Here is a 25,580-nt window from a genome sequence, read left to right on the forward strand (position 1 = left end):
GCCCGTCTCGATGTCGTGCACGAAGGCCGACAGCTCCTCCGCCTTGGCATGCTCGGCCGCCATCTGGCGCTCCCGCTCGGCCGTCTGCGCCTCGCGCGCCGCCTTGGCTTCGGCCTCCAGGCGGTCGGATGCGGCGAGGCTCTCGCGCATGTTGTCGACGGCCCGGGCGATCTGGCCGATCTCGTCCTTGCGCTCGGTCCCTTCGACCGGCACGTCCGTACGGCGGCCGGCGACCGCCGCGATGGTGCCGGTCAGCGTGCGCAGCGGTGCGAAGATCCGCCGCGACAGGAACAGCGCGGCCGCGCCGAGGATGACCGCCACGACCGCCGCGGTCAGGCCCATCTGGATCTGGAGGGTGTTGACCGACTGGAAGAAGTCGTCGCGCTTGACGCCGGTATAGAGGATGCCGATCGTCTTGCCGCTGGCGTCCTTGATCGGATCGTAGGCGGTGAAATAGGCGGTCCCGAGGATGTCCGCCTTGCCGCGGAACGGCTTGCCGTCCTTCAGGACCGAGTCATAGACCGGACCCGGCGCGAGCTTGGTGCCGACGGCGCGGCTGCCGTCCGGCTTCTTCACGTTGGTCGCGACGCGCGTGTCGCCCATGAAGACGGTGGCGGTGCCGCCCACCAGATCCTTGATCTTGTCCACGGGCCCGTTGTCGTCGTTCAGCGCCGCGCTGCCGACATAGATCTTGCCGTCCTGCAGGCGGAAGGTATCGCCGTAGGCGCCGAGCACGTCCCACGCCACGCGCATGTTGACTTCCTGCCGGTCGACGGCCCTTCGCGTGCCCTCTTCAGACAGGACGACGTAAGCGATCGCGGCAAAGAATATCGTCAGGATCGCCAGGCTGCCCAGCACCATGACTGAGATCTTGGCAGGAAAGGAAACGTTCTTCAGCATGTGGGCGCCTTCAGCAATACGATGAACCAGATCGCTCGAGCGCCGGCGATCAGGTCGGCCGGTCGATCGGGCAAGGTCAGGATGCCGAGTGTCCACGGCGGGACTTAAATTTTCGCGCAACCAGGGCGTTGGTGGCGTAAAGTTCCATGCAATCGCCAATCAGGGTTAACGAGCGGCGAACGTGGCTCGCAGCAGGCGGTCTCCGGCATCGCTCAGAAGGCGCTGATCGGGAAGTACCGCAGCAGCAGTTCGGACATGCGCTTGTGCTCGACCGCCTGCACGATGGCGTAGTCGAAGGCTTGGACGAGATCCCGGTCGTCGGGCGCCACGGCGATCGCCTGCCCTTCGCCGAGATAGCGGTCGGACAGGAAGGGCCCTCCGGCAAAGGCACAGCAGTCGCCCGCGGCGCTGCTCGCCAGCCAGAAGGACAGCCCGACGCCATCGCCGAAAAAGGCGTCCGCGGCGCCGGCGGTCATCGCTTCGAGGGCCCGCGCCCGGTCGGGAAACGCCACCGCGACGGCGTCCGGAAAGAACGAGGCAAGCATCGCGGCGTGTGCGCTTCCATCCACGACGGCGACCTTGCGCCCGCGCAGGCTGACGGCGAGCGGCTCGGCAAGCCCATGGTCGCGCCGTGTCACGAAACGGGCCGGGTAGCGGAAATACGGCTCGGTGAATGCCAGCTGGGCGTGGTTCACCGGCGTCATCGCGATCCCCGCGATGATCGCGTCCCCCTGCCCGCTGAGCAGGGCCGGAACGAGCTGGTCGAACGGCATCGCCTCGATCTGGCAGCGGTCGGAAAGGCCGAGTTCGTCGCAGATGGCTCGCACCAGATCGACGTTGAAGCCACCCAGGCGGCCGCGCACGTCCAGAAAGCTGAACGGCGGAAAGTCGGTGCTCGTCAGGAACCGGATACGCTCGCGCGATGCAAGATCCGGTTTGGTGAGCCGCTGGTGCTGATCGGCAAAGTTTGGCGTGGCGATGCTCTGAGCCGCGGCGACGCCGCACACCAGACATCCGATGGCAAAGAGGAGGCGACGCAACCAGGGCACGAAAATTACCTCTTCTAGTTCGTTTCGGGCAGCGAACGGTTCTGCAACCTTAGGTCACACTCGGCGGCGCGAGTGGTGTCTGACGAAGGATGCACCACCCGTGTCGCTGCAAGTCGCTGCCCCCCTGCATGAACCGCATGCTCTCCGCGAGCCTGAGCCCGTGCGCATCGCCGACGCGCCGCCGCTCGACCCCTTCGGCCTGGACCAGGGGCCCTCCCCGCGCATCCCGGCTGCACCCCTCGACGGCACCGACGCCATCGCCCGCGCGCTTCGGCACCTCGATCTTGCCCCCGCCGACATCGCGGCCGCATGCCTGCGCGCCGACCGTCTCGGCACCGATGCCGCAACCGAACTCCTCGCGCAAGGGGTGGTCGACGCCGGAGCTCTTGCCGAAGCGATGGCGCGCGCCCTGCAGCTCCCGCTGGACGGCCCGGGGGATGACGACGTCATCGTCGGCGAGCACCGCCTCGGCTCGGGTCCTTCGGCCGCCCGCCTCGTCGCGACCTGCTCGAGGGGCTTTCGCCGCAAGCTCTTCATCCTCCCGACGCTCGAGAGCCTGCCGCTGGTCGCCGACCATCTGGCTGCGGCGCCAAGCCTCAGGTCGCTCGCGCGGGTGGCGGCGGTTGGCGCGCTGCTGACGCGCGAGGAGGCGCGCGACCTTGGCGAGCGCGCCGAGCGCGCCCGTCTCAGCCTTGCCGCAAGCGACCCTGAGGCCTCGGCGCGCACCGTGGCGACGGGTCACCAGGGCCTGTGCGCGGGTCTGCTGATCAGTGCATTGGTGGCCTGTGCCGTCACCTGGCCCGGGCTATGGGTGAGCCTCCACGCGGCGACCAGCCTCGTCTTCTTCGGCTGCGTTCTCCTGCGCTGGGCGGCGCTGATCGACCGCGGGGTCGAGCGTCCGTCGTGCTCCGAAGCGTCGGAGCGACCGCTGTTTCCGGTGTATTCGATCCTGGTGCCGCTGCGCGACGAGGCGCACATGGTCATGCCGCTCGTCGAAGCGTTGAACACCTTGTCCTGGCCGCGCTCGCGTCGCGAGATCCTTCTCGTCTGCGAGGCCGACGACCGCGCGACCGTCGCCGCGGCGCAGCGCGCGAGCGAAGGGCATCACGGCGTGCGGGTGATCCAGGTGCCACCTTCGGAGCCACGGACGAAGCCGAAGGCGCTGAACTTCGCCCTTCCGCTCGTTCGCGGCGAGTTCGTGGTCCTCTACGATGCCGAGGACCGGCCGCATCCCGACCAGCTGCTGCAGGCATGGCAGCGCTTCCGATCGGCGGACGCCGGCCTTGCCTGCCTGCAGGCGCCGCTGGTGATCGGCAACGGCGCATCGAACTGGCTTACCGGCCTCTTCGCGCTCGAATACGCGGCGCTCTTCCGCGGCCTTCTTCCCTGGCTGGCGCGGCATCGGCTGCCACTGCCGCTCGGCGGCACGTCGAACCACTTCCGTCGCGAGGCGCTGGTGTCGGTCGGCGGCTGGGACAGCCACAACGTCACCGAGGACGCCGATCTCGGCATGCGGCTGCACCGACGCGGCTACCGCACGGGCACCATCGACTGCCCGACGCTCGAGGATGCTCCGACCAGCCGGCGCGTCTGGTTTCCGCAGCGGATGCGATGGATGAAAGGCTGGATGCAGACCTGGCTCGTCCACATGCGCAGTCCGCTGCGACTCCTGCGCGACCTCGGGCCGGAGGGCTTTGCCGTGTTCCAGTTCCTGTTTCTCGGGATGCTGGTGGCGGGCGCCGCACACCTGTTCTTCGCCTTCGCCGTGGCCTGGGCCACGTTCGACATCCTGCGCCACGGAGCACCGGGACTGATCCTGTCGCTGCTCTATGCGCTCGACATCTGGAATGTCGTCGGCGGCACGCTCGGCTTTGCGCTGCTCGCGTGGCGGAGCCTCGAACCGCAGGAGCGCCCGCTGGCGCGCCGGCTGATCTGGATGCACGCCTACTGGCTGCTGACGAGCTGCGCCACGCTGCGCGCCCTGTGGCAACTCGTGCGGGCGCCGCATCGCTGGGAGAAGACGCCGCACACCCCCGTCGTCACCGACTGGCGACCCGCGACGTCTCCAGCGGCTCCGGTGGCAACGGCTCGCTGACCGCGCGCCGGAACTGCCCCTCGGCGAGCGCGCGCGCCTCACTCTCCTGCAGCTCGCGCATCCACTCGCGCCAGATCGCCACGATCAGCGCCATCAGGACCGGTCCGATGAACAGGCCGAGCAGGCCCATCGTCTTCACTCCGCCGACCAGGCCGAAGAACGTCGGCAGGAACGGCAGCTTGATCGGCCCGCCGACGAGGCGGGGGCGCAGCGTCTTGTCGACGATGAAGAGCTCGACGGCACCCCACGCGAAGAGGCCGATCCCGGCGGCGAGCGACCCGCTGCCGACGAGGTAGAGCGACACCAGCGTGAAGGAGAGCGGTGCGCCACCCGGTATCAGCGCCATGAAGCCGGTGATCACGCCGAGCGTCACCGGCGACGGCACGCCGGCGAGGAAATAGGCACAGCCGAGCACGACGCCCTCGCCGATCGCGATCAGCCCCATGCCGGTGACGGTGGAGCTGATCGTGGCGGGCACGACACGCGAGAAGCCCTGCCAGTGGCTCGGCAGGATGCGCTCGCCGAGGCGGTCGATCTGCGCCGCGAAGTTGGCGCCGTCGCGATAGACGAAGAACAGCGCGATCAGCATGAACAGGAGCCCGAGCAGCAGCTCGAAGGCGCCGCTGCCGGCGGCCAGAAGGATGCGGTAGATGCCGGCGATATTCTCGCCGCTGACCAGCTGCACGAGATCGCCGAGCGCGCCCGGCCGGCCCACCGCCTCCATCCAGCGCTCCGACAGCCAGTCGCCGCCGATGGGCAGGGCGGCCAGCCAGTGCGGCACCGGCTCGCCGAACCGGTTGACCTGGCTCGCCCAGGCCACCCAGAGGCGGGACTCGCCGACCGCATAGGTGATGGCGAGCGAAATCGGCAGCACGAGGCCGGCGACGATGAGGATCAGCGCCACCGCCGCGCCGAGCGTGCGCCGGCCGCCGACCATCTCGAGCAGGCGCCGGTAGAGCGGCCAGCTGGCGAAGCCGATGACCAGAGCGGCCAGCACGGGCACGAGGAAGCTGTGAAAGAAGTAGACCCCGGCGGCGAGCACGAGCACCAGCAGCCAGCGGGCCGCCGACAGCGGCGTCACCAGCGGTGCGCGCACGCTCGCGCCGCCCATGAATCTCGCTTCGCCGCCCGGTCTTGCGCGCTCGTTCATCCCGTCGTCCACGCTGTGCACGCGCTTCTATCGCAAATTCACGTTAAGAAGTCGGCACATGCGAGGGAAAACGCAAGCCTTCGAAACGCGGGAGCGGCAGTTCGCCGATGCCGCAGCGGCATCGCGTCCGGCGGCGTTCGACCGATGATCGATCCGGATCCCGCCACGTCCCGTTGTCGGGCCTTGGGCGGCTGGAGCGGGCGATGGGGATCGAACCCACGACATCAAGCTTGGGAAGCTTGCGTTCTACCACTGAACTACACCCGCGCCGTGCCGGAATTCCTATAGGAGGCCGAGGGTCCGCGCAAGCGCGCTCACGCCGGTGCCCGACGTGGCCAGCCGATGCGGCAAGCGCTGCCCGACAGGGCCGCTGCCGGCGTCACTCGCGCCGCAGCCGCAGCACCTCGAACTGCCGCGTCCGGCGGAAGCCGAGCGTTTCGTAGAGGGCGATCGCTCGGGTATTGCTGGCAAAGACGTGCAGGAACACGCGCTCGCCCCGGCTTGAGATCCGGCCCGCCACGAACCTCAGCATCAGCTGACCGAGGCCGCGCCCCTGCATGTCCGGCCGGGTGCAGAGGCCGCTGAGTTCGGTCGCGCCCGGGATCGCCATCCGCGTCCCGGCCATGGCGACCAGCCGTCCCTCCGAGCGGATGCCCCAGAACGGCCCGAGGTCCTGCGACCGCAGCGTGAAGGGACCGGGCTTCGTCGCCTCCGCGAGCGCCAGCATTTCCGCCGCGTCCATCGCGCCCAGCCGCTCGATCCGCGCGTCCTCGACGATCGGGACGGCGTCCTCGGCCAGCATCTGCACCACGCTCGCACCGGAGAGGAGCGTCAGGTCCGCCGGCAAGGGCGCCTCGGCCTCCCGCAGCACGAGCATCTCCTCGCCGGGCGCGGCGAGTGCGGCGAGCGCGCTCAGCTGCTCGGGTTCGTCGTCGGGCGTCGCGGCAAACAGGCTCGTCTCCGGCCGGTAGCGCAGCGCTGACGGGCCGCCCTCGGCGAGAGCCGCGTGCCGCGTCGTCAACGAAGTCCAGATCGGCCGTGCAAGGCCGGCCAGGACGGCCTCAGGCATCCTGGAGCCGGCGTCTGGCAACCCTCCGCGCCGCGTCAGCGGAGCGTCCTGCAATGCATCCTCGAGCCCCGCGAGCTGGTCCAGCAGCGGGCCGCTCAGACCAGTGCAGAGGTCCGCGACGGCCGCCTCGATCTGGGGCCAGACCCGAAGCCGGCCGATCTCGACCGCCCGCCGGCCCGCTTCGGTGAGCCGGAGGATCTTGCGGCGCAGGTCGCCTTCGCCCGCCTCGGCCGCGACGAGACCGTCGCGCATCAGAACGTTGACGCTGCGCGTCGCACCGGGCTGGCTGACGCCGACGGCCTGCGCGAGATCGCCGACCGTCAAGGGCCCCAGCCGGTCCATGGCAGCAAGATAGGGATACTGGCTGGCCGCGACCGTGAGGCCGCTCCGTCCGATGATCGCGTCGGTGTCGGCCTGCAGCCGGTCGCCGATGCGCTTCAGCCGCGTCCCAAGACATAGCAGCCCGAGGCTGCGCACGATGTCGTCGACCACTCAGGAACCTCGCGCATCACTTAACATACAGAGTTATATAACTGCGCATGTTTATCGCTAAAAGTGCGTTTTCGCCGCACGTGTTGGAGGCGTCACACGAAGTGCTTGGAGAGCTTCAGGCCCTGCGCCTGGTAGTTCGAGGCAAGGTCGGCGCCGTACAGGCGTCCGGGCGGTGCTGCCATCTGCTCGTAGGCTAGCCGGCCGACGATCTGGCCATCCTCAAGGATGAACGGCACCTCGTGGCTGCGCACCTCCAGAACGGCCCGGCTGCCGGTGCCGCCGGCCTTGGAATGCCCGAAGCCGGGATCGAAGAAGCCGGCATAGTGCACGCGGAACTCGCCGACGAGGGGATCGAACGGAGTCATCTCGGCGGCGAAGTCCGGCGGCACGTGCACCGCTTCCTTCGAGACGAGAATGTAGAACTCGTCCGGATCGAGCACGAGCTCGCCCGCGCCGCTGCGATGGATCGGCTCCCAGAACTCGGCGACGGCATAGGCGCCGCGCCGGTCGACATCGACGACGCCGGTGTGACGCTTGCCGCGATAGCCGACGAGACCGCTGGCGTCGCCTGCAAGGTCGATCGACAGGGCGACGCCGCCGCCCGAGATGTTGGCATCGTCGCGATCGACCAGCCGCTCGGCCGCGTTGAGCGCCAGCAGCGCCGCCTCGTCGAGCCCTGCCATGCCGCGCCGGAAGCGGATCTGGTTGAGACGCGAGCCGGTGCGCACCACGACCGGGAAGGTGCGTGGACTGATCTCGATATAGAGCGGCCCCTTATAGCCCTGGGGGATCTTGTCGAACTCCTGTGCGCCGTCGGTGATGACGCGGGTGAAGACGTCCAGCCGGCCGGTCGAGCTCTTCGGGTTGGCCGCCGCCGAAAGGTCGGCCGGCAGCGCGAGGCTTTCGAGCAGCGGCACGAGATAGACGCAGCCGGTCTCCAGCACGGCGCCGGAGGTCAGGTCGATGGCGTGCAGCCCGAACCGGTCGAGCTTGGCCTGCACCGGCTGCCCCTGCCCCGGCAGGAAGCTCGCCCGCACGCGATAGGCGGTCGCGCCGAGCCGCAGGTCGAGGCTCGCCGGCTGGATCTGGTCGCCGTCGCGCGGTCGCGGCGCGGCGATCGCGCCCGTCTCGAACAGCGCCGCGATTTCCCGGTCCGGCAGGATTCCGTTGGTCATTGCGCGCAGAAGCTTCCCGTTGGCCCTCGGCGCTGCTGTACCAGAGAATTGACGCCTGTCCACAGCGGGCGTATGGCAGCGGGATCGTGGTGATTTGGCCGGCCGGCTTGCAGCCACGTTAAACAACTCGCTAAAGGGCCGCGATCCGACAACCGGCTTTGCGGCAGCGCACGGCCGGTTTTTGTTTTGGATCGAGGCGACGACGATGAGCGACACGACGGGCAAGCGAGCTTTGCGGCCGGCAACGGCGATGGTCCATGGCGGCACGATGCGGTCCGGCTTCGGGGAAACCTCCGAGGCGCTCTTCCTGACCCAGGGCTTCGTCTACGACACCGCCGAGGCCGCCGAGGCCCGCTTCAAGGGCGACGAGCCGGGCTTCATCTACTCGCGCTACTCCAACCCGACGACCCGCATGTTCGAGGAGCGCATGATGCTGCTCGAGGGTGCCGAGGATGCGCGCGCCACCGCGTCCGGCATGGCCGCCGTCGCGGCCGCGCTGCAGTGCCAGGTGAAGGCCGGCGACCACATCGTCGCCGCCCGCGCCTTGTTCGGCTCCTGTCGCTACGTGATCGAGACCGTGCTCGGCCGCGCCGGCGTCGAATCGACCTTCGTCGACGGGCGCGACCTCGACCAGTGGCGGGCGGCGCTGCGCCCGAACACCAAGGTTGCCTTCCTGGAGAGCCCGACCAATCCGACGCTGGAGGTGATCGACATCGCCGCCGTCGCCGAGATCGTGCATTCCGTCGGCGCCAGGCTCGTGGTCGACAACGTCTTCGCGACGCCGATCTGGCAGAAGCCGCTGACGCTCGGCGCGGACGTGGTGATCTACTCGGCCACCAAGCACATCGACGGCCAGGGCCGCTGCCTCGGAGGCGTCATCCTCTCCTCGAAGGACTGGATCGACGAGAACCTTCACGACTATTTCCGCCATACCGGCCCGTCGCTCTCGCCGTTCAACGCCTGGACGCTGCTGAAGGGCCTCGAGACGCTGCCCCTGCGGGTGCGGGCGCAGACCGACAGCGCGGCGCGGATCGCCGATCACCTGGCGGGATCAGGCAAGATCGCCCGGGTGCTCTACCCCGGCCGCGAGGACCATCCCGACCATGCGATCGCGCGCCGGCAGATGGGCGCCGGATCGACGCTCGTCGCCTTCGAGCTTTCCGGCGGCAAGGACGCAGCCTTCCGCTTCTCGAACGCGCTCGAGGTGATCAAGATTTCCAACAATCTCGGCGACGCCAAGAGCCTCATCACCCATCCGGCGACCACCACGCACAAGAACCTTGCCCCGGAGGTGCGGGCCGAGCTGGGCATCGGCGATGGCCTCCTGCGCCTGTCGGCCGGCCTCGAGGATGTCGAAGACCTCCTGGAGGATCTGGAGGCGGCGCTCGCCGCGGTCTGACGGATCAGGCGAAGACCCGGACGGCGAGCGCCACCCGCGCTGCAAACGTCCAGAAGCACATCGCGGCGAAGACGTATGCGATCGCCGCGAAGTGCTGCGGAAAGACGCAGAACAGGACGAAGGCGGCGATCGTCTCGCTGGCCTCGGCGAGCCCGGTCGAGAAGTAGAGCGACTTCTTGCCCCGCAGTTCGGCACGCACCTGGCGCTTCTCGGCCATGATGGCGAAGGCGAGAAAGCTCGCCCCGTTGGCGTAGAAGCTCATCAGGAGCACGGCTGCGGGGAGCGCATTGGCCAGCGGGTCGAGGACGGCGAAGGCGAGCGGGATCGCCCCGTAGAAGACGTAGTCGAAGACGATGTCGAGAAAGCCGCCGCGGTCGGTCGGCCGGGTCGTGCGGGCGAGCGCCCCGTCGAGCCCGTCGGCGATGCGCGACAGGAGAAGCAGCGCCAGTCCCAGCACCGGATATCCGCAGGCGATGGCGAGCGCCGCCGCGAGCCCGACGACGAGTGCGGCGACCGTCACACCGTCGGCCGTGCAACCGGCTGCCGCCAGACCCCGCGCCACGCGGTCGAGCGCAGGATCGATGTGCGGCTTCAATGTCCCGTCCAGCACGCCGTCTCCTTGCTCGCCCGCGGCATTGACCGCGACGCATCGCTCCCCGATAGCATTCGACCAGACCCGCTAAGGCTCGACTGCTCGATGTACAGGACCACCACCCACGACATCACCGTGACGGTGACGCCCCGCTTCCTGGAGGAGCACTCCGACGCGGAGAAGTCACGCTGGGTCTGGGCATACACGGTGGAGATCGAAAACGGCAGCGGCCTGACCGTTCAACTCCGATCACGCCACTGGCACATCACCGATGGCCTCGGCCGAGTGCAGGAGGTGGAAGGCCCTGGCGTCGTCGGCGAGCAGCCGGTGCTGGAGCCGGGCGACAGCTACACCTACACCTCGGGGTGCCCGCTCGGCACGCCATCGGGCATCATGCGCGGGCACTACGAGATGGAGGCCGAGGGCGGGACATTCGAAGTGACGATCCCTGCCTTCTCCCTCGATCTGCCGGCGGGCGAGCGGGTTCTGAACTGAACTTCGACGCAGGCGACGGCGCCCTACTCCGTCGCCACCTTGCCCGGCGCCGCGCTGAGCCGCCGGTCGAGCCCCGAGAGGACCTTCGCGCCGAGCGCGTCATAGTCTTCGTCGAAATGATGGCCGCCTTCGATGGCGATGACCTCGGCCTTGCCCTTCAACGCCGGGCACGCGCTGTCGTCCTCTTCCGTCCCGTAGACGCACTGGACGAGCTTCGGGTCGATCTTGCCCAGCGGCGGGAGCGTCGGTGTCCCGCCGGTGTCGACGCCGAGCCAGCCGGACACCGACACCTCCCAGTCCGCGGTCTCCGACAGCGCCATCAGCGACAGCTGCACGACGCGCTGGCGGATCGCGGGATTGAGCTCGGCGTAGACGGCGGGCAGCACGTCGGCGCCGAACGAATAGCCGGCGAGGAGGACGTGGCGAACGTGCCAGCGCTTGCGGTAGGTCTCGATGATGCGCGAGAGATCCGCCGCCGTCTGTTCCGGCGTGCGCTCGGACCAGAAGTAGCGCAGCGAATCGACGCCGATCACCGGCACGCCCTCGCCCTGCAGATAACCCCCGACCTCCTTGTCGAGGTCGCGCCAACCGCCGTCGCCGGAGATGATGACAGCCATGGTGTCGCGCGTCGGCGTCGCGTCGAGTTCGGTGATCGGCAGGTCGAAGCTCGCATTCGTCGCCTGTGAGGCCGCCGCCTCGCGCTCGACCAGCCTCAGCAGCGCGGCATCCGGCGCCTCGGTCGCCGCCTCGATGGCGATCGCGGGATGGGCGGACTTCAGGGCGTCGACATGGGCCCGCGCGTCAGGCGCCCCGGCGGGCGTGAAGGCGACCGTGACAGGATCGGGAAGATCCTCGTCGCTCAGCTGGTAGACCCAGCCTGCCGGCGTCTTCTCGTGCGCGGCGTCGGTGCAGAGCTCCTTCGACAGGGGCAGGACGACGTCCGGGTCGACCGCCACTGTCGCGCCGATCGTGGCGGCCGGCGTCTGCGCCGCGATCTGCAGCGCCAGCGTGCCGCCGGCGCCGCGGCCGGCGACGACCGGCAGATGGTAGGCCGAGCCGCCCACCTCCCGCTGGGTCTGCTGGCTGAGGCTCTCGATGTCCGACACGAGGTAGGTGCAGTCGCCGTCGTCGGCCTCGATCGACTTCAGGTAGGACGGCAGATCGATGCCGATCACCACGTCCCCGGCCCCGACGAGCGTGGCGGCGGCGCCGTCGTCGGCCGCGCCCCAGCCGTCGCTGTCCGAGATCAGCACCACGGCCGCCTTCGGTGCGCTCTGCGGCAACAGGATCTTCGGCGACGGGATGAGGCCGGTGTCGTAGTCGTCGGCCACGGCCGGCGCGAGAGCGAACGTGGAGAACGCTGCGGCGAACGCCGTCGCGGCCAGGAGAATCTTCATTTGCCGAGCACTCCGCGCAGGCCGCCGCCGATCAGCATGGTCACGTCGGCGAGCGCAACGGCGGGATTGAGCCCGCTGGAGACCACGAGGTAGCGCGGTTCCCACTGCGGCGAGAACTTCGCCTTGAACGCCCGCAGGCCGCGGAAGTTGTAGAAGCGCTCGCCCCGTTCGAAGACGATGCGCCCGATGCGGTCCCAGGCCGGCGCCACGGCCCGGTCCGACAAGCCGGCGAGCGGCGCCATGCCGAGGTCGAAGCGCCTGTAGCCGCTGTCCCGGGCATGGGTGATCAGCTGCACGAACAGGTATTCCATCGTGCCGTTTGGCGCGCCCGGACGAAAGCGCATCAGGTCGACCGACATCTCCTCCCGGTTGCCCGCGACGAGCAGCGTGGCGAACGCGACCGCCTCCCCGTGGTGACGGATCAGGGCGACCGGCTGCGAGGTCACGTAGTCGGAGCGGAAGGCGCCGAGCGAGAAGCCCTTCTCGCGCACCTCGCGATGCTCCAGCCACGCGTCCGAGACCGCCGCGAGTTCAGGCAGGATGGGCGCGACGGCGTCGGCGGGCACCATCTCGAAGGTGAGGCCGTCACGCTCACCGCGGTTCAGGGCGTTGCGCAGGTTGGCGCTGCGCCCGCCCTTCAGGCTGAACGCCGGCAGGTCCACCGAGGCGCTCTCGCCGAGCTTGTAGGCCCGCATGCCGGCGTCGGCATAGATCGACAGCGCGGCCGGCGTCACCTGGTAGAAGATCGCGCGACCGCCGCCGGCCCGAGCCTCCTCGACGAAGCGCCAGATGAGGTTCGGCCAGGTCTCGCGCGGACCGATCGGATCGAACAGCGCCACCCAGGAGCGGTTCTGCCGGGCGAACATGATGAAGGCGTCGCCGTCCTCGGAGAAGATCAGGCTCTTGTCGCCCATCCGCACGAGATTGGCGTCGGCGAGGCCATGCGCTTCGGCGATGGCGACGGCCCGGTCGAGCGCCGCGCGATCCGGCGGGGCGACGGCGAGGAGCGCCGGGCGCAGGAGGCTCCAGCCGGCGACGAGACCGCCTCCGACGACGACGCCGAGCAGCGCCCGCAGGCTGCGCGGCGCCTCGGCCGAGAACTCGAACTGCCACCACAGCTCGTTCGAATACTCGACGTCACGATAGACGAAGAAGAGCACCGTCGCGGCACTGACGAGAACGATGGCGACGGCCAGCAGCCACTGCGGGCTGAGCGCCTGGCGCAGGAGCGAAGCCGGCCGGTCGAAGTCGCGGCGCGTGGCGACCAGCGTCAGCAGCAGTGCGACGAGGAAGGCCGCCTCGTAGAGCGCGATGGCCTTGGCGAGAGTCAGCACCAGCGCGGCCGAGGCAGCGCTCACCGCCGCCCACCACGCCCCGTCGAGGCGCTGCGACAGGCCCCGCGAAACGACGAGCATCACGAGCCCGAGGAGGCTGGCGAGAAAGTGCGCGCCCTCCAGGATCGGCAGCGGCAGGAGATCGGAGAGGAGGTCGAGATGCTGGTGCGGCGTCGGCGTGACGCCGGACAGGATCAGCATGCCACCGAGCACGAGCGTCAGGGTCGAGAGCAGCGGCGCCGACAGCCGGCTGCCGGCGCGCCGGAGCGCCGCGCCCGCGGGGCCGCGCGCGATCTGCCGGGCCTCGATCGCCCCGACCAGCGCGGCCGCGACGACGAGCGGCAGCACGTAGTAGACGATGCGGTAGAGCACCAGCGCGCCGAGCACGCCGCCGAGCGGCAGGGTCTGGCCGACGGTCGCGAGGATAACGGTCTCGAAGACGCCGACGCCGCCCGGGACGTGCGACACGACCCCGAGCCCGATGGCGACGGCATAGATCGCGACGAAGGCCGGGAAGCTCAACGCGCCGTCCGGCAGGAGCACGTAGAGGACGGCCGACGCAGCCAGGATATCGGCCGAAGTGATAACGATCTGGCGCAGGAGCAGGCCCGGCTCGGGCAGCGGAACGTGCAGGCGCCAGAGGCGCAAGACGCGCGAGCGCCGCGCCACCACCAGCAGAAGCCCGACCGGCAGGAGCGCCGCGACGCCCGCCAGCCGCAGCGCCACGGCCGGCAAGTCGAGCGGCGCGGCGACCTCCGGGGCCACGATCAGCAGGCTGACGCCGGTGGTGACGGCGAGGCCGAGACCGAAGGCGCCGGTCACGAAGGCGATGATGCGGCCGACGTCCTCCGGGGCGATGCCGAAGCGCGTGTAGAGCCGATAGCGGATCGCGCCACCGCTCAGCGGGCCGAAGCCGGCGATGTTGCCCACCGCGTAGGCGCTGAAGGCGGTGATCGCGACGAGCGGATAAGGCAGCTTCGCGCCGGCGAAGCGGATCGCCGAGACATCGTAGAACGACAGCGCCGCGAAGCTCCCGGCGGTGAAGAGCATGGCCAGCACGACCGCACTCCAGGGCGTATGCCGCAGAGCGTGGACGACGTCGTGATAGCGAAGTTCCTGCGTCAATCCGCCGATGGCCACGCCGATCATCAGCAGCATGAAGAGCGTGATGAAGGCGACGAGGGCGGCGCGGTAACGCAGCAGGAAGGCGAAGACGATGCGCAGCAGGCCGGGCGACGAGCGGCCACCTTGCGCGGTAACGGAGCTGGACGAAGTCATCGGATCACTGCCCGGAACTGCGGCCGTCGAGGGCCGCCGTCGGTCCTGATGATCCCGAAAGCCTGCCGAATTGTGACGAAACTTGGCGGCACCCCCGCCGCAGCGCCACCTTGCCGAAATTTAAGCTTCTTCGGCGGGACCTTCACCCTCGGGATCGAACTCCGACGGCTCGAACTCATAGGCTTGCCCGCAGAATTCGCAGGTCACCTCGATCCGCCCATCCTCGATGCTCTCCTCGATCTCGGTCGCGGTGAAGCTCGAAAGCACCTCCTTGATCCGCTCGCGCGAGCAGGAGCACTCGTCCCGGACTTCGTCCGAGGGGAAGACCCGCACCCCGCGTTCGTGGAACAGGCGGAAGAGCAGCCGCTCGACCCCGACCTCCGGATCGGCGAGTTCGGAATCCTCGATCGTGTCGACCAGCGCCCGGACCTCGAGCCAGGCGTCGTCCGGCTCGAATTCGAAGGCTTCCACGCCCTCCGGCAGGTCGCCGCCCGGCAGGTCGGGCAACCGCATGCGCTCGGGCGCCTCGGGCAGGAACTGCGCGACGAGGCCGCCGGCACGCCAGCTCTCACGGAACCCGCCCGTCTCCTCGCGCCGCGCGATCCTGGCGACCGCGAGGCGCACGGTGGTCGGGATCTGCTCGGACTGGCGGAAATAGCCCTCGGCGACTTCTTCCAGCGTCGTGCCGTTGAGTTCGACGATGCCCTGGTAGCGCTGGGTGTGCGCCCCCTGATCGACGGTGAGCGCCATGACACCGCTGCCGAGAAGATCCTCGGGCTCGGTCTTCCCCCGCTCGACCGCCGCGGCAAGTCGGGCCTCGTCGAAGCGGGCATAGGCTCGCACGTCCGACGGCGTGGAAAAGTCGACGACCAGAAGATCAACAGGCCCATCGGTTTGCGTCTGGGCGATGAACTTTCCCTGAAACTTGAGCGAGGTGCCGAGCAGCACCGTCAGCACGATCATTTCGGCAAGGAGGCGCGAGACCGGCTCGGGATAGGCGTGGCGTGCCAGGATGCTGTCGAGCATCGGGCCGAGCTGCACGGCCCGGCCCCGCGCGTCCAGACCTTCGACCGCAAAGGGAACGACCGCATCGTCGCCAGCAAAGCCGAGTTCGCCGAGGCTGCCGGACAGATCGCTCATCGTCCGATCCCGTCGAAGCACCATGCCAGGATCGACTTCTGCGCGTGCAGACGGTTCTCCGCTTCGTCGAAGACGATGGACTGCGGTCCGTCCAGCACCGCGTCGGTGACCTCTTCGCCGCGGTGGGCCGGCAGGCAGTGCATGAAGACCGCATCCGGCGAAGCCTTCGCCATCAGCCGCTCATTGACCTGATAGGGCATGAACACGTTGTGGCCCCGCGCCTGATCCTCGCGGCCCATCGAGACCCAGGTGTCGGTGACGACGCAGTCGGCGCCGCTGACCGCCTCGACCGGATCGTCGGTCAGCAGCAGCCGGGCGCCCTCGGCGCGCGCCCGCTCGACGTAGCGCGGATCGGGATCGGAGCCTTCCGGCGTCGCCACCCGCAGTTCGAAGCCGAAGCGCCAGGAGGCCTCGATGAACGAGTTGAGGACGTTGTTGCCATCGCCGGTCCAGGCGAAGGTCCTGCCCTTCACCGGCCCGCGCTTCTCCTCGAAGGTCAACAGGTCGGCCATGATCTGGCAGGGGTGAGAGTCGTCGCTGAGACCGTTGATCACCGGCACGGTGGCGTATTCGGCCATCTCGAGCAGCCGGTCGTGCGAGGTCGTGCGGATCATGATCGCGTCGACGTAACGCGACAGGACACGCGCCGTGTCGGCGATGGTCTCCGAACGGCCGAGCTGCATCTCCGTGCCCGACAGGAACAGCGTCTCGCCGCCGAGCTGGCGCATGGCGACGTCGAAGGAGACGCGCGTGCGGGTGGACGGCTTCTCGAAGATCATCGCGAGCATGCGGCCGGCGAGCGGACGGGCGCCCTCGCGCCCCTCCCCCTTGCGCCGAGCGGCATCGGTCAGGATCGCACGCAGCTCGCCGGCATCGACGGCGGACAGATCCAGGAAGTGCTTTGCTGTCTGCATTCCGGGTCTCACGCGCTCTTGCGGGCGGCGCCCGACAGGTTGGCGACTGCCGCCTCGAGCCGCTCCATGCCCTCGCGCACCTCGTCCGGCGTCACGTTCAGCGGCGGCAACAGGCGCACCACGTTGTCGCCGGCCGGCGCGGCCAGCATCGACTGCTCGCGCATCTCGGCCACCAGCGATGTGTTCGGCACCCGAGCCTTGAGGCCGAGCAGCAGGCCCTCGCCGCGCGCCTCCTCGATGACCTCCGGGAAGCGCTCCGCGAGCGACTGGAGCGACTGCTTGAACTGCAGCGCGATCTCGCGCACGCCCTCCAGGAAACCCTCGGCGAGGACGACGTCGAGAACGGCGTTGCCGACGGCCATCGCCAGCGGGTTGCCGCCATAGGTCGTGCCGTGGGTGCCGGCGGTCATGCCGGCGGCCGCAGCCTCGGTCGCAAGGCAGGCGCCGAGCGGGAAGCCGCCGCCGATGCCTTTGGCGACCGCCATGATGTCGGGCGTGATACCGAAATGCTCGTGCGCGAAGAGCCGACCGGTGCGTCCGACGCCGGTCTGCACCTCGTCGAGGACGAGAAGGATCCCATGCTCGTCGCACAGCTTGCGCAGCGCCCGCATGAACTCCGGCGACGTGGACCGCACGCCGCCCTCGCCCTGCAGCGGCTCGATCAGGATGCCGGCGGTGGCGTCGGTGATGGCGGCCCTGACCGCGTCAAGGTCGCCGAACGGCACCTGGTCGAAGCCTTCGACCTTGGGTCCGAAGCCCTCGAGATATTTCGGCTGGCCGCCGGCCGCGATGGTGGCGAGGGTGCGGCCGTGGAAGGCGCCCTCGAAGGTGATCAGGCGGAACGCCTCCGGCCTGCCGTTGACGTAGTGGTAGCGCCGCGCGGTCTTGATCGCGCATTCGAGCGCCTCGGCGCCGGAATTGGTGAAGAACACCTTGTCGGCGAAGGTGGCCTCGGTGAGCCGCTCGGCCAGACGCTCCTGGCCCGGGATCTGGAAGATGTTCGACACGTGCCACAGCGTCTCGGCCTGCGCCTTCAGCGCCTCCACGAGATGCGGGTGGGCGTGGCCGAGGACGTTGACCGCGATGCCGCCGGAAAAATCGAGGAACTGCCGGCCGTCCTCGGTGTAGAGCCACACGCCCTCGCCTCGCTTAACGCGCAGGTTCGCCCGGGCATAGGTGGCGTAGAGGGGCGAGGTGTCCTTGCTTGCGGTAGCCATGGCGATGCGCCTTGTGGTGGGCCCGCACCGGAGCGGGCGGTTCTTGAAACGCGTAAAGCCTGCCGGTCGGGCAGGCTTCGATTCTGGCCTGGGGTGGGGACGTGCGATCGACGGCGCCGCCGCCGCCGCATGCCGATCATCGACCTCGAGCGGGTACTGCGCGCGGCAAGCCGACCGTGACGCAACGGCGCTCGAAGGCGTTGCTATAGCACGGCCGCACGCCGCGTTGTCAACGCGGCCCGGGGCGCGCGCGGTAGCTGCCGGAGCTTGCGCGAGGCTCACCGCCGCAGCCACAAGCTGGGGAAAAGCGCGACAATCGATTCGCGCGACCGGGAGCGACTCTTGCACACGAGTCCACCGCTGAGGTAAATTTTGCGCATACACTAGATTTCGTGCGGCGGACCTAGTTGACCAATAGATTTTGTGTGCAGCGTCTGCGGACCTCCCCGGTCCGGAGAGCGTGGACGGATTCCAACAGGCCGCGTGTTTGGAAAAAAGGAGCTTGTTGATGAGCTGGACCGACGAACGGGTTGATCTCCTGAAGCGGCTGTGGAGCGAAGGCCTCAGCGCCAGTCAGATCGCCGCGCAGTTGGGCGGTGGAATCAGCCGCAACGCCGTCATCGGCAAGGTCCATCGCCTGAAGCTCGACAGCCGTGCCAAGGCGCCGGCGGCGGTGGCGTCGGCGGCGGTCAAGCAGAAGCCGGCGGCGGCCGAGATCCGCAGCGCCGAGGACCAGCAGGCGGTGGAGGTGACCCGGGCCGTTGCCCAGACGGTCTCCCGCCCGATGCCACGCCTCGTCGGTGCGACCGCGCTGAAGTTCGAGACGGTCGCCGATGCGGTCAGCGACATCGTGATCGAGACGCCGAGCGCCGAGGTGGTGCCAATCTCGCGCAACCTGACGCTGATCCAGCTCACCGAGCGGACCTGCAAGTGGCCGTTGGGCGACCCGCTGTCCGAGGACTTCCGCTTCTGCGGCAATCACTCCGGTGAGGGCTCACCCTACTGCGCCTACCACAACCGCATGGCCTTCCAACCGGCCTCGGATCGTCGCCGCATGCGTTGAGGCGCATCGCCCCTGCCGCGCCCGTGCCGGCCGCATCGCCTCCCGCGCTGCGGCCGCTTTCGTATTCGGAGATCCTCGGGACCGCCGGGCGCGGGTGCATCTCGCCCGGGTGCCACACGCGCCCGGTGCGACGCGCCCCTCAGCGCCGCTCGGCCATCAGCGTCCGGAACGCCTCGAGCGTCTCCTCGCTGACGTAATGCTCGATTCCCTCCGCATCGATCCGGGCCGTCTCGGCGCTGACGCCGAGCCAGCGCAGAAAGGCTTCCACGGTCTGGTGCCGGGCGCGGATCGACTGCGCCACCTTCTGTCCCTCCGGCGTCAGGAAGACGCCGCGATAGGGCTTGCGCGAGATCAGACCGTCGGCGCAGAGCCGGGTCAGCATCTTCGCGACGGTCGGCTGGGACACGCCCAGCCGCGCGGCGATATCCACCTGCCGCGCCTCGTTGCCGTCCTCGATGAGGTCGGCGATCAGCTCGACATAGTCCTCCACCAGCGCCCCGCGCTGGGCCGCGCGCGCCTGCCGAAAGCCCTCCGAGTGGATGTCGGCATCCGGCAGCGGCTCGTCGCGGACGGTGGTGCGTCGGGTTGCGGGCACTGCAGGCAATCCTCGTGCGTGGATGGAAGTCGACTGAGGAAGTATAGCACGGGCTTCGATTTCGCAGCCACCTTGCACGGCCTTCGGGTGTCATCGCTTCCGTTCTCGCCCCTCGCCTATTCCGCCGTGACGCGCCGGGTCTCGTCTGGGCCGATGGTCGGCCGCAGCCGGCGCGCCCCCGACGCAGCTGGACAGCTCACCCCATGAATTATAGCCTATTGAATAATGTTGGCTTCGGTGCATATTAGCACCCGTAACATCCCCCGGGTCCGTTCATGGCCGACACAGCTTCCGAAACTTCGCACCCGCACTGGCCGCTGACCCGCACCGAGGGAGACCGGCCGAGCCTGCCCGAGGTCAACGCCTCGGTCCGCGTGCCGGCGGGCGCCTCCTGGTTCCGCCGGCTGCTCGCCTTCGTCGGCCCCGGCTATCTCGTGTCGGTCGGCTACATGGATCCTGGCAACTGGGCGACCGATCTCGCCGGCGGTTCCCAGTTTGGCTACACGCTCCTCACCGTGATCATGCTGTCCAACCTGATGGCGATCCTCCTGCAGGCGCTCTCGGCCCGCCTCGGCATCGCCGGCGGACGCGACCTCGCTCAGGCCTGCCGGGACCGTTATCCCCGGCCGGTCAACCTTCTGCTCTGGATCGCCTGCGAGGCCGCGATCATCGCCTGCGACCTTGCCGAGGTCATCGGCACGGCGATCGCGCTGAAGCTTCTCTTCGGCATTCCGCTGATCGCCGGTGCGCTGATCACCGCACTCGACGCGTTCCTGCTGCTGCTTCTGATGCAGCGCGGCTTCCGCTTTCTCGAAGCGTTCGTGATCGCGCTCCTGACGGTGATTGCCGTCTGCTTCGCCATCCAGATCGTGGCGGCGGCGCCGCCGGTGACAGCGGTGCTCGGCGGCTTCATCCCGACGTCGGAGATCGTGACCAACCCGGACATGCTCTATGTCGCGATCGGCATTCTCGGCGCGACGGTGATGCCGCACAATCTCTACCTCCACTCCTCGATCGTGCAGACGCGCGCCTATGAGCGAACCGACGAGGGCAAGCGCGACGCGATCAAGTGGGCCACCACCGACAGCACGATCGCGTTGATGCTGGCGCTGTTCGTGAACGCGGCGATCCTCATCGTTGCCGCCGCGGCTTTCCACACAAGCGGACATTCGGACGTGGCCGAGATCGAACAGGCCTACGAGCTGCTGTCGCCGGTGCTCGGTCTCGGCATCGCCTCGACGCTGTTCGCGGTCGCGCTCCTGGCGTCCGGCATGAACTCCACCGTCACCGCCACGCTCGCCGGCCAGATCGTGATGGAGGGCTTCCTGCGACTGCGCCTGCCGCAGTGGATGCGCCGCCTGATCACCCGCGGCATCGCCATCATCCCGGTGGTGGTGGTGACGGCGCTCTACGGCGAGAGCGGCACGGCCGAGCTCCTGATCTTCAGTCAGGTGATCCTGTCGATGCAGCTTCCCTTCGCGGTGATCCCGCTGGTGCAGTTCGTCTCGGACAAGCGAGTAATGGGCAGCTTCGCCATCTCGCGCGGCATCGCCATCCTGGCCTGGCTGGTTGCCGCCATCATCGTGGTGCTGAACGTCAAGCTGTTGATCGACACCATAGCCGGCTGACGCCGCGGCCACAGCCTGCGCGGGAGATCAGCTGCAACCGGCAGATCACGGGTCGGACGTCGCTCAGTGTACCAGCACCGAAGGCTCCTGCGCTTGCTCCGTTTGCTGTGGAGCCAGCATCGCTGTCCCAAGACGGCGGCCGAGCGCAGACATGCAGCGCCGACGCCGGACGCGTCCCTTGCACTCAGGCCGGCGTGCCGACGCTTTCCACCTTGGCGTTGGCCTTGGCGGCGACGAAGTGCTCGTCGAGCGCATAGCCCGCGCCGCGCACGGTGCGGATCGGATCGCGCTGGCGACCGCGGTTGATCGCCTTGCGCAGCCGGCCGACATGAACGTCGACCGTCCGCTCGTCGACATAGATGTCCCGGCCCCACACGCCATCGAGCAGCTGCTCGCGCGAGAACACGCGGCCAGGCGACTGCATCAGGAACTCGAGCAGGCGGAACTCCGTCGGCCCGAGCTTCACCTCCCGTCCCGCGCGCCGGACGCGATGCGTCTCGCGATCGAGGTCGATGTCGCCCGCCGAGAGCTGGCTCGAGATGCGTTCGGGCTTCACCCGGCGCAGCATCGCCTTCACGCGCGCCAGGAGTTCCGGCGTGGAGAACGGCTTGACGACGTAGTCGTCCGCCCCGACCGACAAGCCGCGCACGCGCTCGCTTTCCTCGCCGCGCGCCGTCAGCATGATGATCGGCAGCCGCTCGGTCTCCGGCCGCATCCGCAGCCGCCGGCAGAGCTCGACGCCGGACAGGCCCGGCAGCATCCAGTCTAGGATCAGGAGGTCGGGCACCTCCTCCTTCAGCCGGACGTCCGCTTCGTCGCCGCGTCCGATGGTGTCGACCGTGTAGCCCTCCGATTCCAGGTTGTAGCGAAGAATGATCGCCAGGGCTTCTTCGTCTTCAACGACTGCGATGCGCGCCGACATCGAGGGCGGCCGCTCAGAACGACGTCGCCGGACGATCCGCGTCCGGCGCGACGGTCACCGACGGCGTGCGGTCGTCCTTCGGCCGCTCGTTGTCCAGAGTCGATCCCGTCTTGATATAGTAGATCGTCTCCGCGATGTTGGTCGCGTGATCGCCGATGCGCTCGATGTTCTTGGCGCTGAACAGGAGATGCGTGCAGGCCGTGATGTTGCGCGGATCCTCCATCATGTAGGTCAGGAGTTCGCGAAAGATCGAGGTGTACATCGAATCGATCAGCTCGTCGTTCACCCGGATCGCTTCGGCGCGCTTGTGGTCGCGCTCGGCATAGGCGTCGAGCACCTCCTTCAGCTGATCGAGGGCGAGCTCGGAGAGATGCTCGATGCCGCGCGAGAGCTGCACGGGATAGCTGTAGTCGTGGACGGCGATGACCCGCTTGGCGATGTTCTTGCCGAGGTCGCCGATCCGCTCCAGATCGTTGGAGATGCGGATCGCACCGACCACTTCGCGAAGATCCAGGGCCATCGGCTGACGCTTGGCGAGGGTCACGATCGCCCGCTCCTCGAGGTCCCGCTGTGCGGCGTCGAGAATCACATCCTCGGCGACCACCGACTGGGCGAGGCTGAGGTCGGAGTGGATCAGCGCCGAGACCGCCTGCTCGACCATGCGCTCGGCCTGGCCGCCCATCTCGCAGATCCGGCGGACCAATTGCTTCAGCTCTTCGTCGTAGGATTTGACGATGTGCTCGTCCATGTCACCATCTCCTTCGAGGATCGGCCGAAGCCGCCCGTGATGTCGTCCTTGCGCCGGCCCGTCGCCGGACATTCGATAGTCCATCCGCCTCGCCGAAGTCGACCGCCATGCCGCCCGCCTGCGACGGCGGAGACCTGACAGGCGGTCCGCCCCGACACGACGGACGACGGTCACGGGTCCCCGCGAACTCTCCTGAGCGGCCATCCTCGTGGATCTACGCCGGGTGACCCGACCGAGCGCAAGCCGAGCATCCCTCCGTCAGCGGCTCGGACCGGATGCGCGCTCTGCCGAAGGGCAAAGCCGGTCCGCTGCAGCCCTAGCAGCGTCGGATGACCTTCATGTGTCGGTTTTATAGCAGGAATATAAAGGCGGAAGGCCTTGAAGACGATGGCCGATCTTCGATCGAGACGGCGCGCGACGAGGCCAGCCTGCCGCTGCTTCAGCGTGCGAAGCGGGCCGTGAAGGTCGATCCCTCGCCGATCTTCGAGGTCACCACCAGCCGGGCGCGGTGACGCACCAGGATGTTGCGCACGATCGACAGGCCGAGGCCGGTGCCGCGCTTCAGCCGCGAGGCGTCGACGTCGACGCGGTAGAACCGCTCGGTGAGGCGCGGCACGTGCTCGGCCGAAATGCCCGGGCCGAAATCCTGCACCGACGCATCGAAGTAGCGGGCGCCGCCCTCCTGGACCGCCGCGAGGGTCAGGACGATCCGCCCGCCGCTGCTGCCATATTTGCAGGCGTTCTCGACGAGGTTGGAGAACACCTGGATCAGCTCGTCATGGTCGCCGTTGATGACGAAGTCCTCGGCCGGCGGCTGCCATTCGAGGACGACGTCGTTCTCCTCGGCAAGCGGTCCGAGGATCTCGCAGACCTCCTGCAGGACGCCCTTGAGGTCGGCGCGCTCCTCCGGCCTCACGTCTCGCTTCATCTCGATGCGCGACAGCGACAGGAGGTCGTCGATGAGCCGCGACATGCGCGCGGCCTGCTCGTGCATGATGGCAAGGAAGCGCACGCGAGCCGCCGCGTCGTCCTTCGCCGGCCCCTGCAGCGTCTCGATGAAGCCGCGCATCGAGGCGAGCGGTGTGCGCAGCTCGTGGCTGGCGTTGGCGACGAAGTCCGTCCGGATCCGCTCCACCCGCCGCTCGGCGCTGCGATCCTGGAACAGGACGAGGAAGAAGTACGGCGCCTCGCCCTGCGGCGCGGGAATGGGGGCGATCTCGACCGACCAGGTCCGTTCCGTCGGTCGGCGCTCGGTATAGCCGACGCTGGCCGGCCCCGAGCCCTTGATCACCGCCTCGATGGCCGCGAGCAGCTCCGGCGCCCGGAAGCGCAGCGATATGGGATCGCCCAGCGCCATGCTGCCGAAGGCCCGCTCCGACATCGAGTTGCGGTAGCGCAGCATCATGTTGCGGTCGAGCATCAGCGCCGGCTGACGCATGGTCTCGACCACCGCCTTCATGCCGGCCTCGGGCCACAGGACGATCTGCCGGCGCTCGAGGGCCGGCCGCTTCGGGCTTATGGCGCGCGGCGCGATGCGACGCGGCCAGAGGACGCAAGCGGCAAGCAGCACGAAGCCGCCGGCGGCAACGGGAGCGGCCTCCGGCTGCAGGAGGGCGACTCCCGCAAAGCCCGCGGCGCCGGCGAGCAGCGCGCGCACGGTCAGGGCGGCACGCAGCCGACGCAGCGGCTGTCTTGGTTCGGATGGAGATGGCAGGGACATGAGGATCGGCCGATGCTTGGAAGTGGTGCAGGCACGCCCGCCGTGGCCGACGTCAGGGGACCGGGCGGACCCGCACGCGGTAGAGGTCGAGCGTCTTTGGTGTGCCGAGGCCCGGATCGATGCCGAGGCTCGCCGCGTCCAGACGCTCCGGCAGGTCCGTCTCAAAGAGGAAGGTTTCGTTCGCTTGGGCGGTGGCGAAGCGCTGGCGCCCGCAGACGCTCTCACCCGCCACGAGGCAGCGCACGCCGAAGACCCGTTCGGCGCCGTCGGGCGAGCCCGCCTCGATCTCGACGCTCATGCGGCGGCCCGCGAGCCGCGGGAGGAGGCCAGGGCCGATCGCGATCGCCACCTCGCCTCCACCGTCTTCCGCCGACGCGATGCCGAGCGCCGCGACGTCCCGGCGCGTCACCGCCTCGGCGCGCGCGCCGTCAGCGGTGGTCACAGCCTGAAGGTCGCCGCCCCCGAAGAGCTCGATCCAGTCGCCTTGCCCGGTTCCCGCGAGTTCGGCCTCGGTCGGCAGCAGCGGCCGGCCGAGCACGAGGCTCCAGATGACGCCCCCCGCCAGCACGACGGCGAGGAGCCCAACCACCATCCACACCGCCACGGGGATGCGGCGCGTCAGCGAACGGCGGACGACGGGCGGTTGTGGCGGAGGCTCGATCCACTCCGGCGCGGCTGCCGTCTCGTCCTGCGGCTCCGGCTCCGGCGCCGGGGTCGTGCCGTCGGATCGACCGTGCCACTCGGTCTCGCTCCAGCCGGTGTGCCCCCATCCGGCCTGCTCCCAGTCGCTCACGTAGCCGTGTGGCTCGAGCCCGTCCGGATCGTCCGCCGATGATGGGACATCGTCAGCTCCGTCGTAGTCCAGGCCGCCCGCGGCCGGCGCGTCCGGGTCCCAGTCCTCCTGCGGCCACGCCTCGGCCTCCTGCGGCTCGATTTCGTCTGCGGCGCGTTCGTCGGGTGGCGCCGCGGCGTTCGAGGCAGCCGCGCGCTCGGCGTAGTCGGTCTCGATGCTCACCAGGGCGTCCGCCAGGCGCTGCAGCTGCGCCATGGCATCCTCATGCGACAGGCTCTCGCGCTGGATCAGCCGCTCCAGCGCGTTGCGCGAGGCGATGTAGACGCGCTCGCGGAACGCCGGATCGCTCGCGTCGCCGGCTTCCAAGGTGCGCCGGATGCTGGCCTCGATCGCGCTCATACTTCCCTCGGACGAA

At 69.0% G+C, this 25,580-nt stretch carries 21 protein-coding genes, 1 tRNA gene, 1 pseudogene and 1 riboswitch; of the genes and pseudogenes, 5 read left to right on the forward strand and 18 right to left on the reverse strand.

Going from position 1 to position 25,580, the window contains the following annotated elements:
• Together NPA30_RS13610 and NPA30_RS13615 are read right to left on the reverse strand one after the other, a co-directional pair.
• On the reverse strand, nucleotides 1-900 hold a 900-nt coding region (locus tag NPA30_RS13610; protein WP_256803268.1), incomplete at its 3' end, for a cache domain-containing protein.
• A gap of 212 nt (nucleotides 901-1,112) precedes the next feature.
• Nucleotides 1,113-1,949, reverse strand: a complete 837-nt coding sequence (locus tag NPA30_RS13615) for a transporter substrate-binding domain-containing protein (RefSeq protein ID WP_256803269.1) — start codon at nucleotides 1,947-1,949, stop codon at nucleotides 1,113-1,115.
• Nucleotides 1,950-2,109: 160 nt separating this feature from the next.
• Here NPA30_RS13615 and NPA30_RS13620 point away from each other — a divergent pair, with 160 nt between their 5' ends.
• Nucleotides 2,110-4,044 carry a glycosyltransferase family 2 protein gene (locus NPA30_RS13620; RefSeq protein WP_256803270.1) on the forward strand — a complete coding sequence of 645 codons (1,935 nt, stop codon included), beginning with the start codon at nucleotides 2,110-2,112 and terminating at the stop codon, nucleotides 4,042-4,044.
• Here the strand turns inward: NPA30_RS13620 and NPA30_RS13625 are convergent.
• The 5 genes and pseudogenes from NPA30_RS13625 to NPA30_RS13645 all read right to left on the reverse strand — a co-directional run bounded on the left by NPA30_RS13625 (nucleotide 3,989) and on the right by NPA30_RS13645 (nucleotide 7,930).
• Complete coding sequence (locus NPA30_RS13625; protein WP_256803271.1) at nucleotides 3,989-5,194, reverse strand: AI-2E family transporter; 1,206 nt, start codon at nucleotides 5,192-5,194, stop codon at nucleotides 3,989-3,991. The genes NPA30_RS13620 and NPA30_RS13625 overlap by 56 nt on opposite strands.
• Nucleotides 5,195-5,386: 192 nt before the next feature.
• Nucleotides 5,387-5,461: transfer RNA gene (locus tag NPA30_RS13630), tRNA-Gly, on the reverse strand.
• 112 nt (nucleotides 5,462-5,573) lie between these two features.
• A complete protein-coding gene (locus NPA30_RS13635; RefSeq protein WP_256803601.1) occupies nucleotides 5,574-6,263 on the reverse strand; it encodes a GNAT family N-acetyltransferase in 690 nt (229 codons plus the stop codon).
• A 213-nt stretch (nucleotides 6,264-6,476) separates the two neighbouring features.
• Nucleotides 6,477-6,755 (reverse strand): annotated as a pseudogene (locus NPA30_RS19565) (MarR family winged helix-turn-helix transcriptional regulator); the annotation flags it as partial.
• Between the two features lie 92 nt (nucleotides 6,756-6,847).
• Nucleotides 6,848-7,930 (reverse strand): 2'-deoxycytidine 5'-triphosphate deaminase, encoded by a 1,083-nt coding sequence (locus NPA30_RS13645; RefSeq protein ID WP_256803272.1) that lies wholly within the window; start codon nucleotides 7,928-7,930, stop codon nucleotides 6,848-6,850.
• A 76-nt stretch (nucleotides 7,931-8,006) separates the two neighbouring features.
• Nucleotides 8,007-8,084: riboswitch (SAM riboswitch) on the forward strand.
• A 51-nt stretch (nucleotides 8,085-8,135) separates the two neighbouring features.
• Here NPA30_RS13645 and NPA30_RS13650 point away from each other — a divergent pair.
• Nucleotides 8,136-9,329 carry an O-succinylhomoserine sulfhydrylase gene (locus tag NPA30_RS13650; protein WP_256803273.1) on the forward strand — a complete coding sequence of 398 codons (1,194 nt, stop codon included), beginning with the start codon at nucleotides 8,136-8,138 and terminating at the stop codon, nucleotides 9,327-9,329.
• Between the two features lie 4 nt (nucleotides 9,330-9,333).
• On the opposite strand, the gene NPA30_RS13655 is transcribed toward NPA30_RS13650, so the two are convergent.
• The gene (locus tag NPA30_RS13655) at nucleotides 9,334-9,939 is read right to left on the reverse strand and encodes a CDP-alcohol phosphatidyltransferase family protein (protein ID WP_256803275.1); all 606 of its coding nucleotides are present in this window, start codon (nucleotides 9,937-9,939) and stop codon (nucleotides 9,334-9,336) included.
• Nucleotides 9,940-10,026: 87 nt separating this feature from the next.
• Between NPA30_RS13655 and apaG the strand changes: the two genes are divergently transcribed.
• Nucleotides 10,027-10,416, forward strand: coding sequence for a Co2+/Mg2+ efflux protein ApaG (apaG, locus tag NPA30_RS13660; protein ID WP_256803277.1), 390 nt, complete (start codon nucleotides 10,027-10,029; stop codon nucleotides 10,414-10,416).
• 23 nt (nucleotides 10,417-10,439) lie between these two features.
• Here the strand turns inward: apaG and NPA30_RS13665 are convergent, their stop codons facing one another.
• The 5 genes from NPA30_RS13665 to NPA30_RS13685 form a co-directional block, all read right to left on the reverse strand.
• On the reverse strand, nucleotides 10,440-11,813 hold the full coding sequence (locus NPA30_RS13665; RefSeq protein ID WP_256803279.1) for a virulence factor family protein: 1,374 nt from the start codon (nucleotides 11,811-11,813) through the stop codon (nucleotides 10,440-10,442).
• Nucleotides 11,810-14,425 carry a bifunctional lysylphosphatidylglycerol flippase/synthetase MprF gene (gene mprF, locus NPA30_RS13670; protein WP_256803281.1) on the reverse strand — a complete coding sequence of 872 codons (2,616 nt, stop codon included), beginning with the start codon at nucleotides 14,423-14,425 and terminating at the stop codon, nucleotides 11,810-11,812. Before mprF ends, NPA30_RS13665 begins: the two co-directional genes overlap by 4 nt.
• A 120-nt stretch (nucleotides 14,426-14,545) precedes the next feature.
• On the reverse strand, nucleotides 14,546-15,565 hold the full coding sequence (locus tag NPA30_RS13675) for an Hsp33 family molecular chaperone (RefSeq protein ID WP_256803282.1): 1,020 nt from the start codon (nucleotides 15,563-15,565) through the stop codon (nucleotides 14,546-14,548).
• On the reverse strand, nucleotides 15,562-16,479 hold the full coding sequence (gene argF, locus NPA30_RS13680; protein ID WP_256803283.1) for an ornithine carbamoyltransferase: 918 nt from the start codon (nucleotides 16,477-16,479) through the stop codon (nucleotides 15,562-15,564). The genes NPA30_RS13675 and argF overlap by 4 nt, the downstream gene beginning before the upstream one ends.
• Before the next feature lie 8 nt (nucleotides 16,480-16,487).
• On the reverse strand, nucleotides 16,488-17,696 hold the full coding sequence (locus NPA30_RS13685; RefSeq protein WP_256803284.1) for an aspartate aminotransferase family protein: 1,209 nt from the start codon (nucleotides 17,694-17,696) through the stop codon (nucleotides 16,488-16,490).
• 508 nt (nucleotides 17,697-18,204) lie between these two features.
• Here NPA30_RS13685 and NPA30_RS13690 point away from each other — a divergent pair.
• Nucleotides 18,205-18,759: a GcrA family cell cycle regulator gene (locus tag NPA30_RS13690; protein WP_256803285.1), complete on the forward strand. Its 555-nt coding sequence runs from the start codon at nucleotides 18,205-18,207 to the stop codon at nucleotides 18,757-18,759.
• 139 nt (nucleotides 18,760-18,898) lie between these two features.
• Here NPA30_RS13690 and mntR read toward each other — a convergent pair whose 3' ends face one another.
• Entirely contained in the window at nucleotides 18,899-19,354 is a 456-nt protein-coding gene (gene mntR, locus NPA30_RS13695; protein WP_256803286.1) for a manganese-binding transcriptional regulator MntR, read from the reverse strand.
• A 275-nt stretch (nucleotides 19,355-19,629) separates the two neighbouring features.
• Here mntR and NPA30_RS13700 point away from each other — a divergent pair, with 275 nt between their 5' ends.
• Nucleotides 19,630-20,982: an Nramp family divalent metal transporter gene (locus NPA30_RS13700; RefSeq protein WP_256803287.1), complete on the forward strand. Its 1,353-nt coding sequence runs from the start codon at nucleotides 19,630-19,632 to the stop codon at nucleotides 20,980-20,982.
• Nucleotides 20,983-21,166: 184 nt separating this feature from the next.
• On the opposite strand, the gene phoB is transcribed toward NPA30_RS13700, so the two are convergent.
• From phoB to NPA30_RS13720, 4 genes are all read right to left on the reverse strand, one after another.
• Nucleotides 21,167-21,904: a phosphate regulon transcriptional regulator PhoB gene (gene phoB, locus NPA30_RS13705; protein ID WP_256803289.1), complete on the reverse strand. Its 738-nt coding sequence runs from the start codon at nucleotides 21,902-21,904 to the stop codon at nucleotides 21,167-21,169.
• Nucleotides 21,905-21,917: 13 nt separating this feature from the next.
• Entirely contained in the window at nucleotides 21,918-22,652 is a 735-nt protein-coding gene (phoU, locus tag NPA30_RS13710; RefSeq protein WP_256803290.1) for a phosphate signaling complex protein PhoU, read from the reverse strand.
• A gap of 439 nt (nucleotides 22,653-23,091) precedes the next feature.
• Entirely contained in the window at nucleotides 23,092-24,372 is a 1,281-nt protein-coding gene (locus tag NPA30_RS13715) for an ATP-binding protein (RefSeq protein ID WP_256803291.1), read from the reverse strand.
• A gap of 52 nt (nucleotides 24,373-24,424) precedes the next feature.
• Complete coding sequence (locus NPA30_RS13720; protein ID WP_256803292.1) at nucleotides 24,425-25,564, reverse strand: hypothetical protein; 1,140 nt, start codon at nucleotides 25,562-25,564, stop codon at nucleotides 24,425-24,427.
• Nucleotides 25,565-25,580 lie beyond the last annotated feature (16 nt).

It is taken from the genome of Mangrovibrevibacter kandeliae, from assembly GCF_024519155.1.
GTDB lineage: Bacteria > Pseudomonadota > Alphaproteobacteria > Rhizobiales > Rhizobiaceae > Mangrovibrevibacter > Mangrovibrevibacter kandeliae.

Bases quoted from the DNA above. Each gene is read 5' to 3' on its own strand.
- NPA30_RS13625 (WP_256803271.1), bottom strand. From the start codon at position 5,194: ATGAACGAGCGCGCAAGACCGGGCGGCGAAGCGAGATTCATGGGCGGC.
- NPA30_RS13635 (WP_256803601.1), bottom strand. From the start codon at position 6,263: ATGCCTGAGGCCGTCCTGGCCGGCCTTGCACGGCCGATCTGGACTTCG.
- NPA30_RS13645 (WP_256803272.1), bottom strand. From the start codon at position 7,930: ATGACCAACGGAATCCTGCCGGACCGGGAAATCGCGGCGCTGTTCGAG.
- NPA30_RS13650 (WP_256803273.1), top strand. From the start codon at position 8,136: ATGAGCGACACGACGGGCAAGCGAGCTTTGCGGCCGGCAACGGCGATG.
- apaG (WP_256803277.1), top strand. From the start codon at position 10,027: ATGTACAGGACCACCACCCACGACATCACCGTGACGGTGACGCCCCGC.
- NPA30_RS13665 (WP_256803279.1), bottom strand. From the start codon at position 11,813: ATGAAGATTCTCCTGGCCGCGACGGCGTTCGCCGCAGCGTTCTCCACG.
- mprF (WP_256803281.1), bottom strand. From the start codon at position 14,425: ATGACTTCGTCCAGCTCCGTTACCGCGCAAGGTGGCCGCTCGTCGCCC.
- NPA30_RS13675 (WP_256803282.1), bottom strand. From the start codon at position 15,565: ATGAGCGATCTGTCCGGCAGCCTCGGCGAACTCGGCTTTGCTGGCGAC.
- argF (WP_256803283.1), bottom strand. From the start codon at position 16,479: ATGCAGACAGCAAAGCACTTCCTGGATCTGTCCGCCGTCGATGCCGGC.
- NPA30_RS13685 (WP_256803284.1), bottom strand. From the start codon at position 17,696: ATGGCTACCGCAAGCAAGGACACCTCGCCCCTCTACGCCACCTATGCC.
- NPA30_RS13690 (WP_256803285.1), top strand. From the start codon at position 18,205: ATGAGCTGGACCGACGAACGGGTTGATCTCCTGAAGCGGCTGTGGAGC.
- NPA30_RS13700 (WP_256803287.1), top strand. From the start codon at position 19,630: ATGGCCGACACAGCTTCCGAAACTTCGCACCCGCACTGGCCGCTGACC.
- phoB (WP_256803289.1), bottom strand. From the start codon at position 21,904: ATGTCGGCGCGCATCGCAGTCGTTGAAGACGAAGAAGCCCTGGCGATC.
- phoU (WP_256803290.1), bottom strand. From the start codon at position 22,652: ATGGACGAGCACATCGTCAAATCCTACGACGAAGAGCTGAAGCAATTG.
- NPA30_RS13715 (WP_256803291.1), bottom strand. From the start codon at position 24,372: ATGTCCCTGCCATCTCCATCCGAACCAAGACAGCCGCTGCGTCGGCTG.
- NPA30_RS13720 (WP_256803292.1), bottom strand. From the start codon at position 25,564: ATGAGCGCGATCGAGGCCAGCATCCGGCGCACCTTGGAAGCCGGCGAC.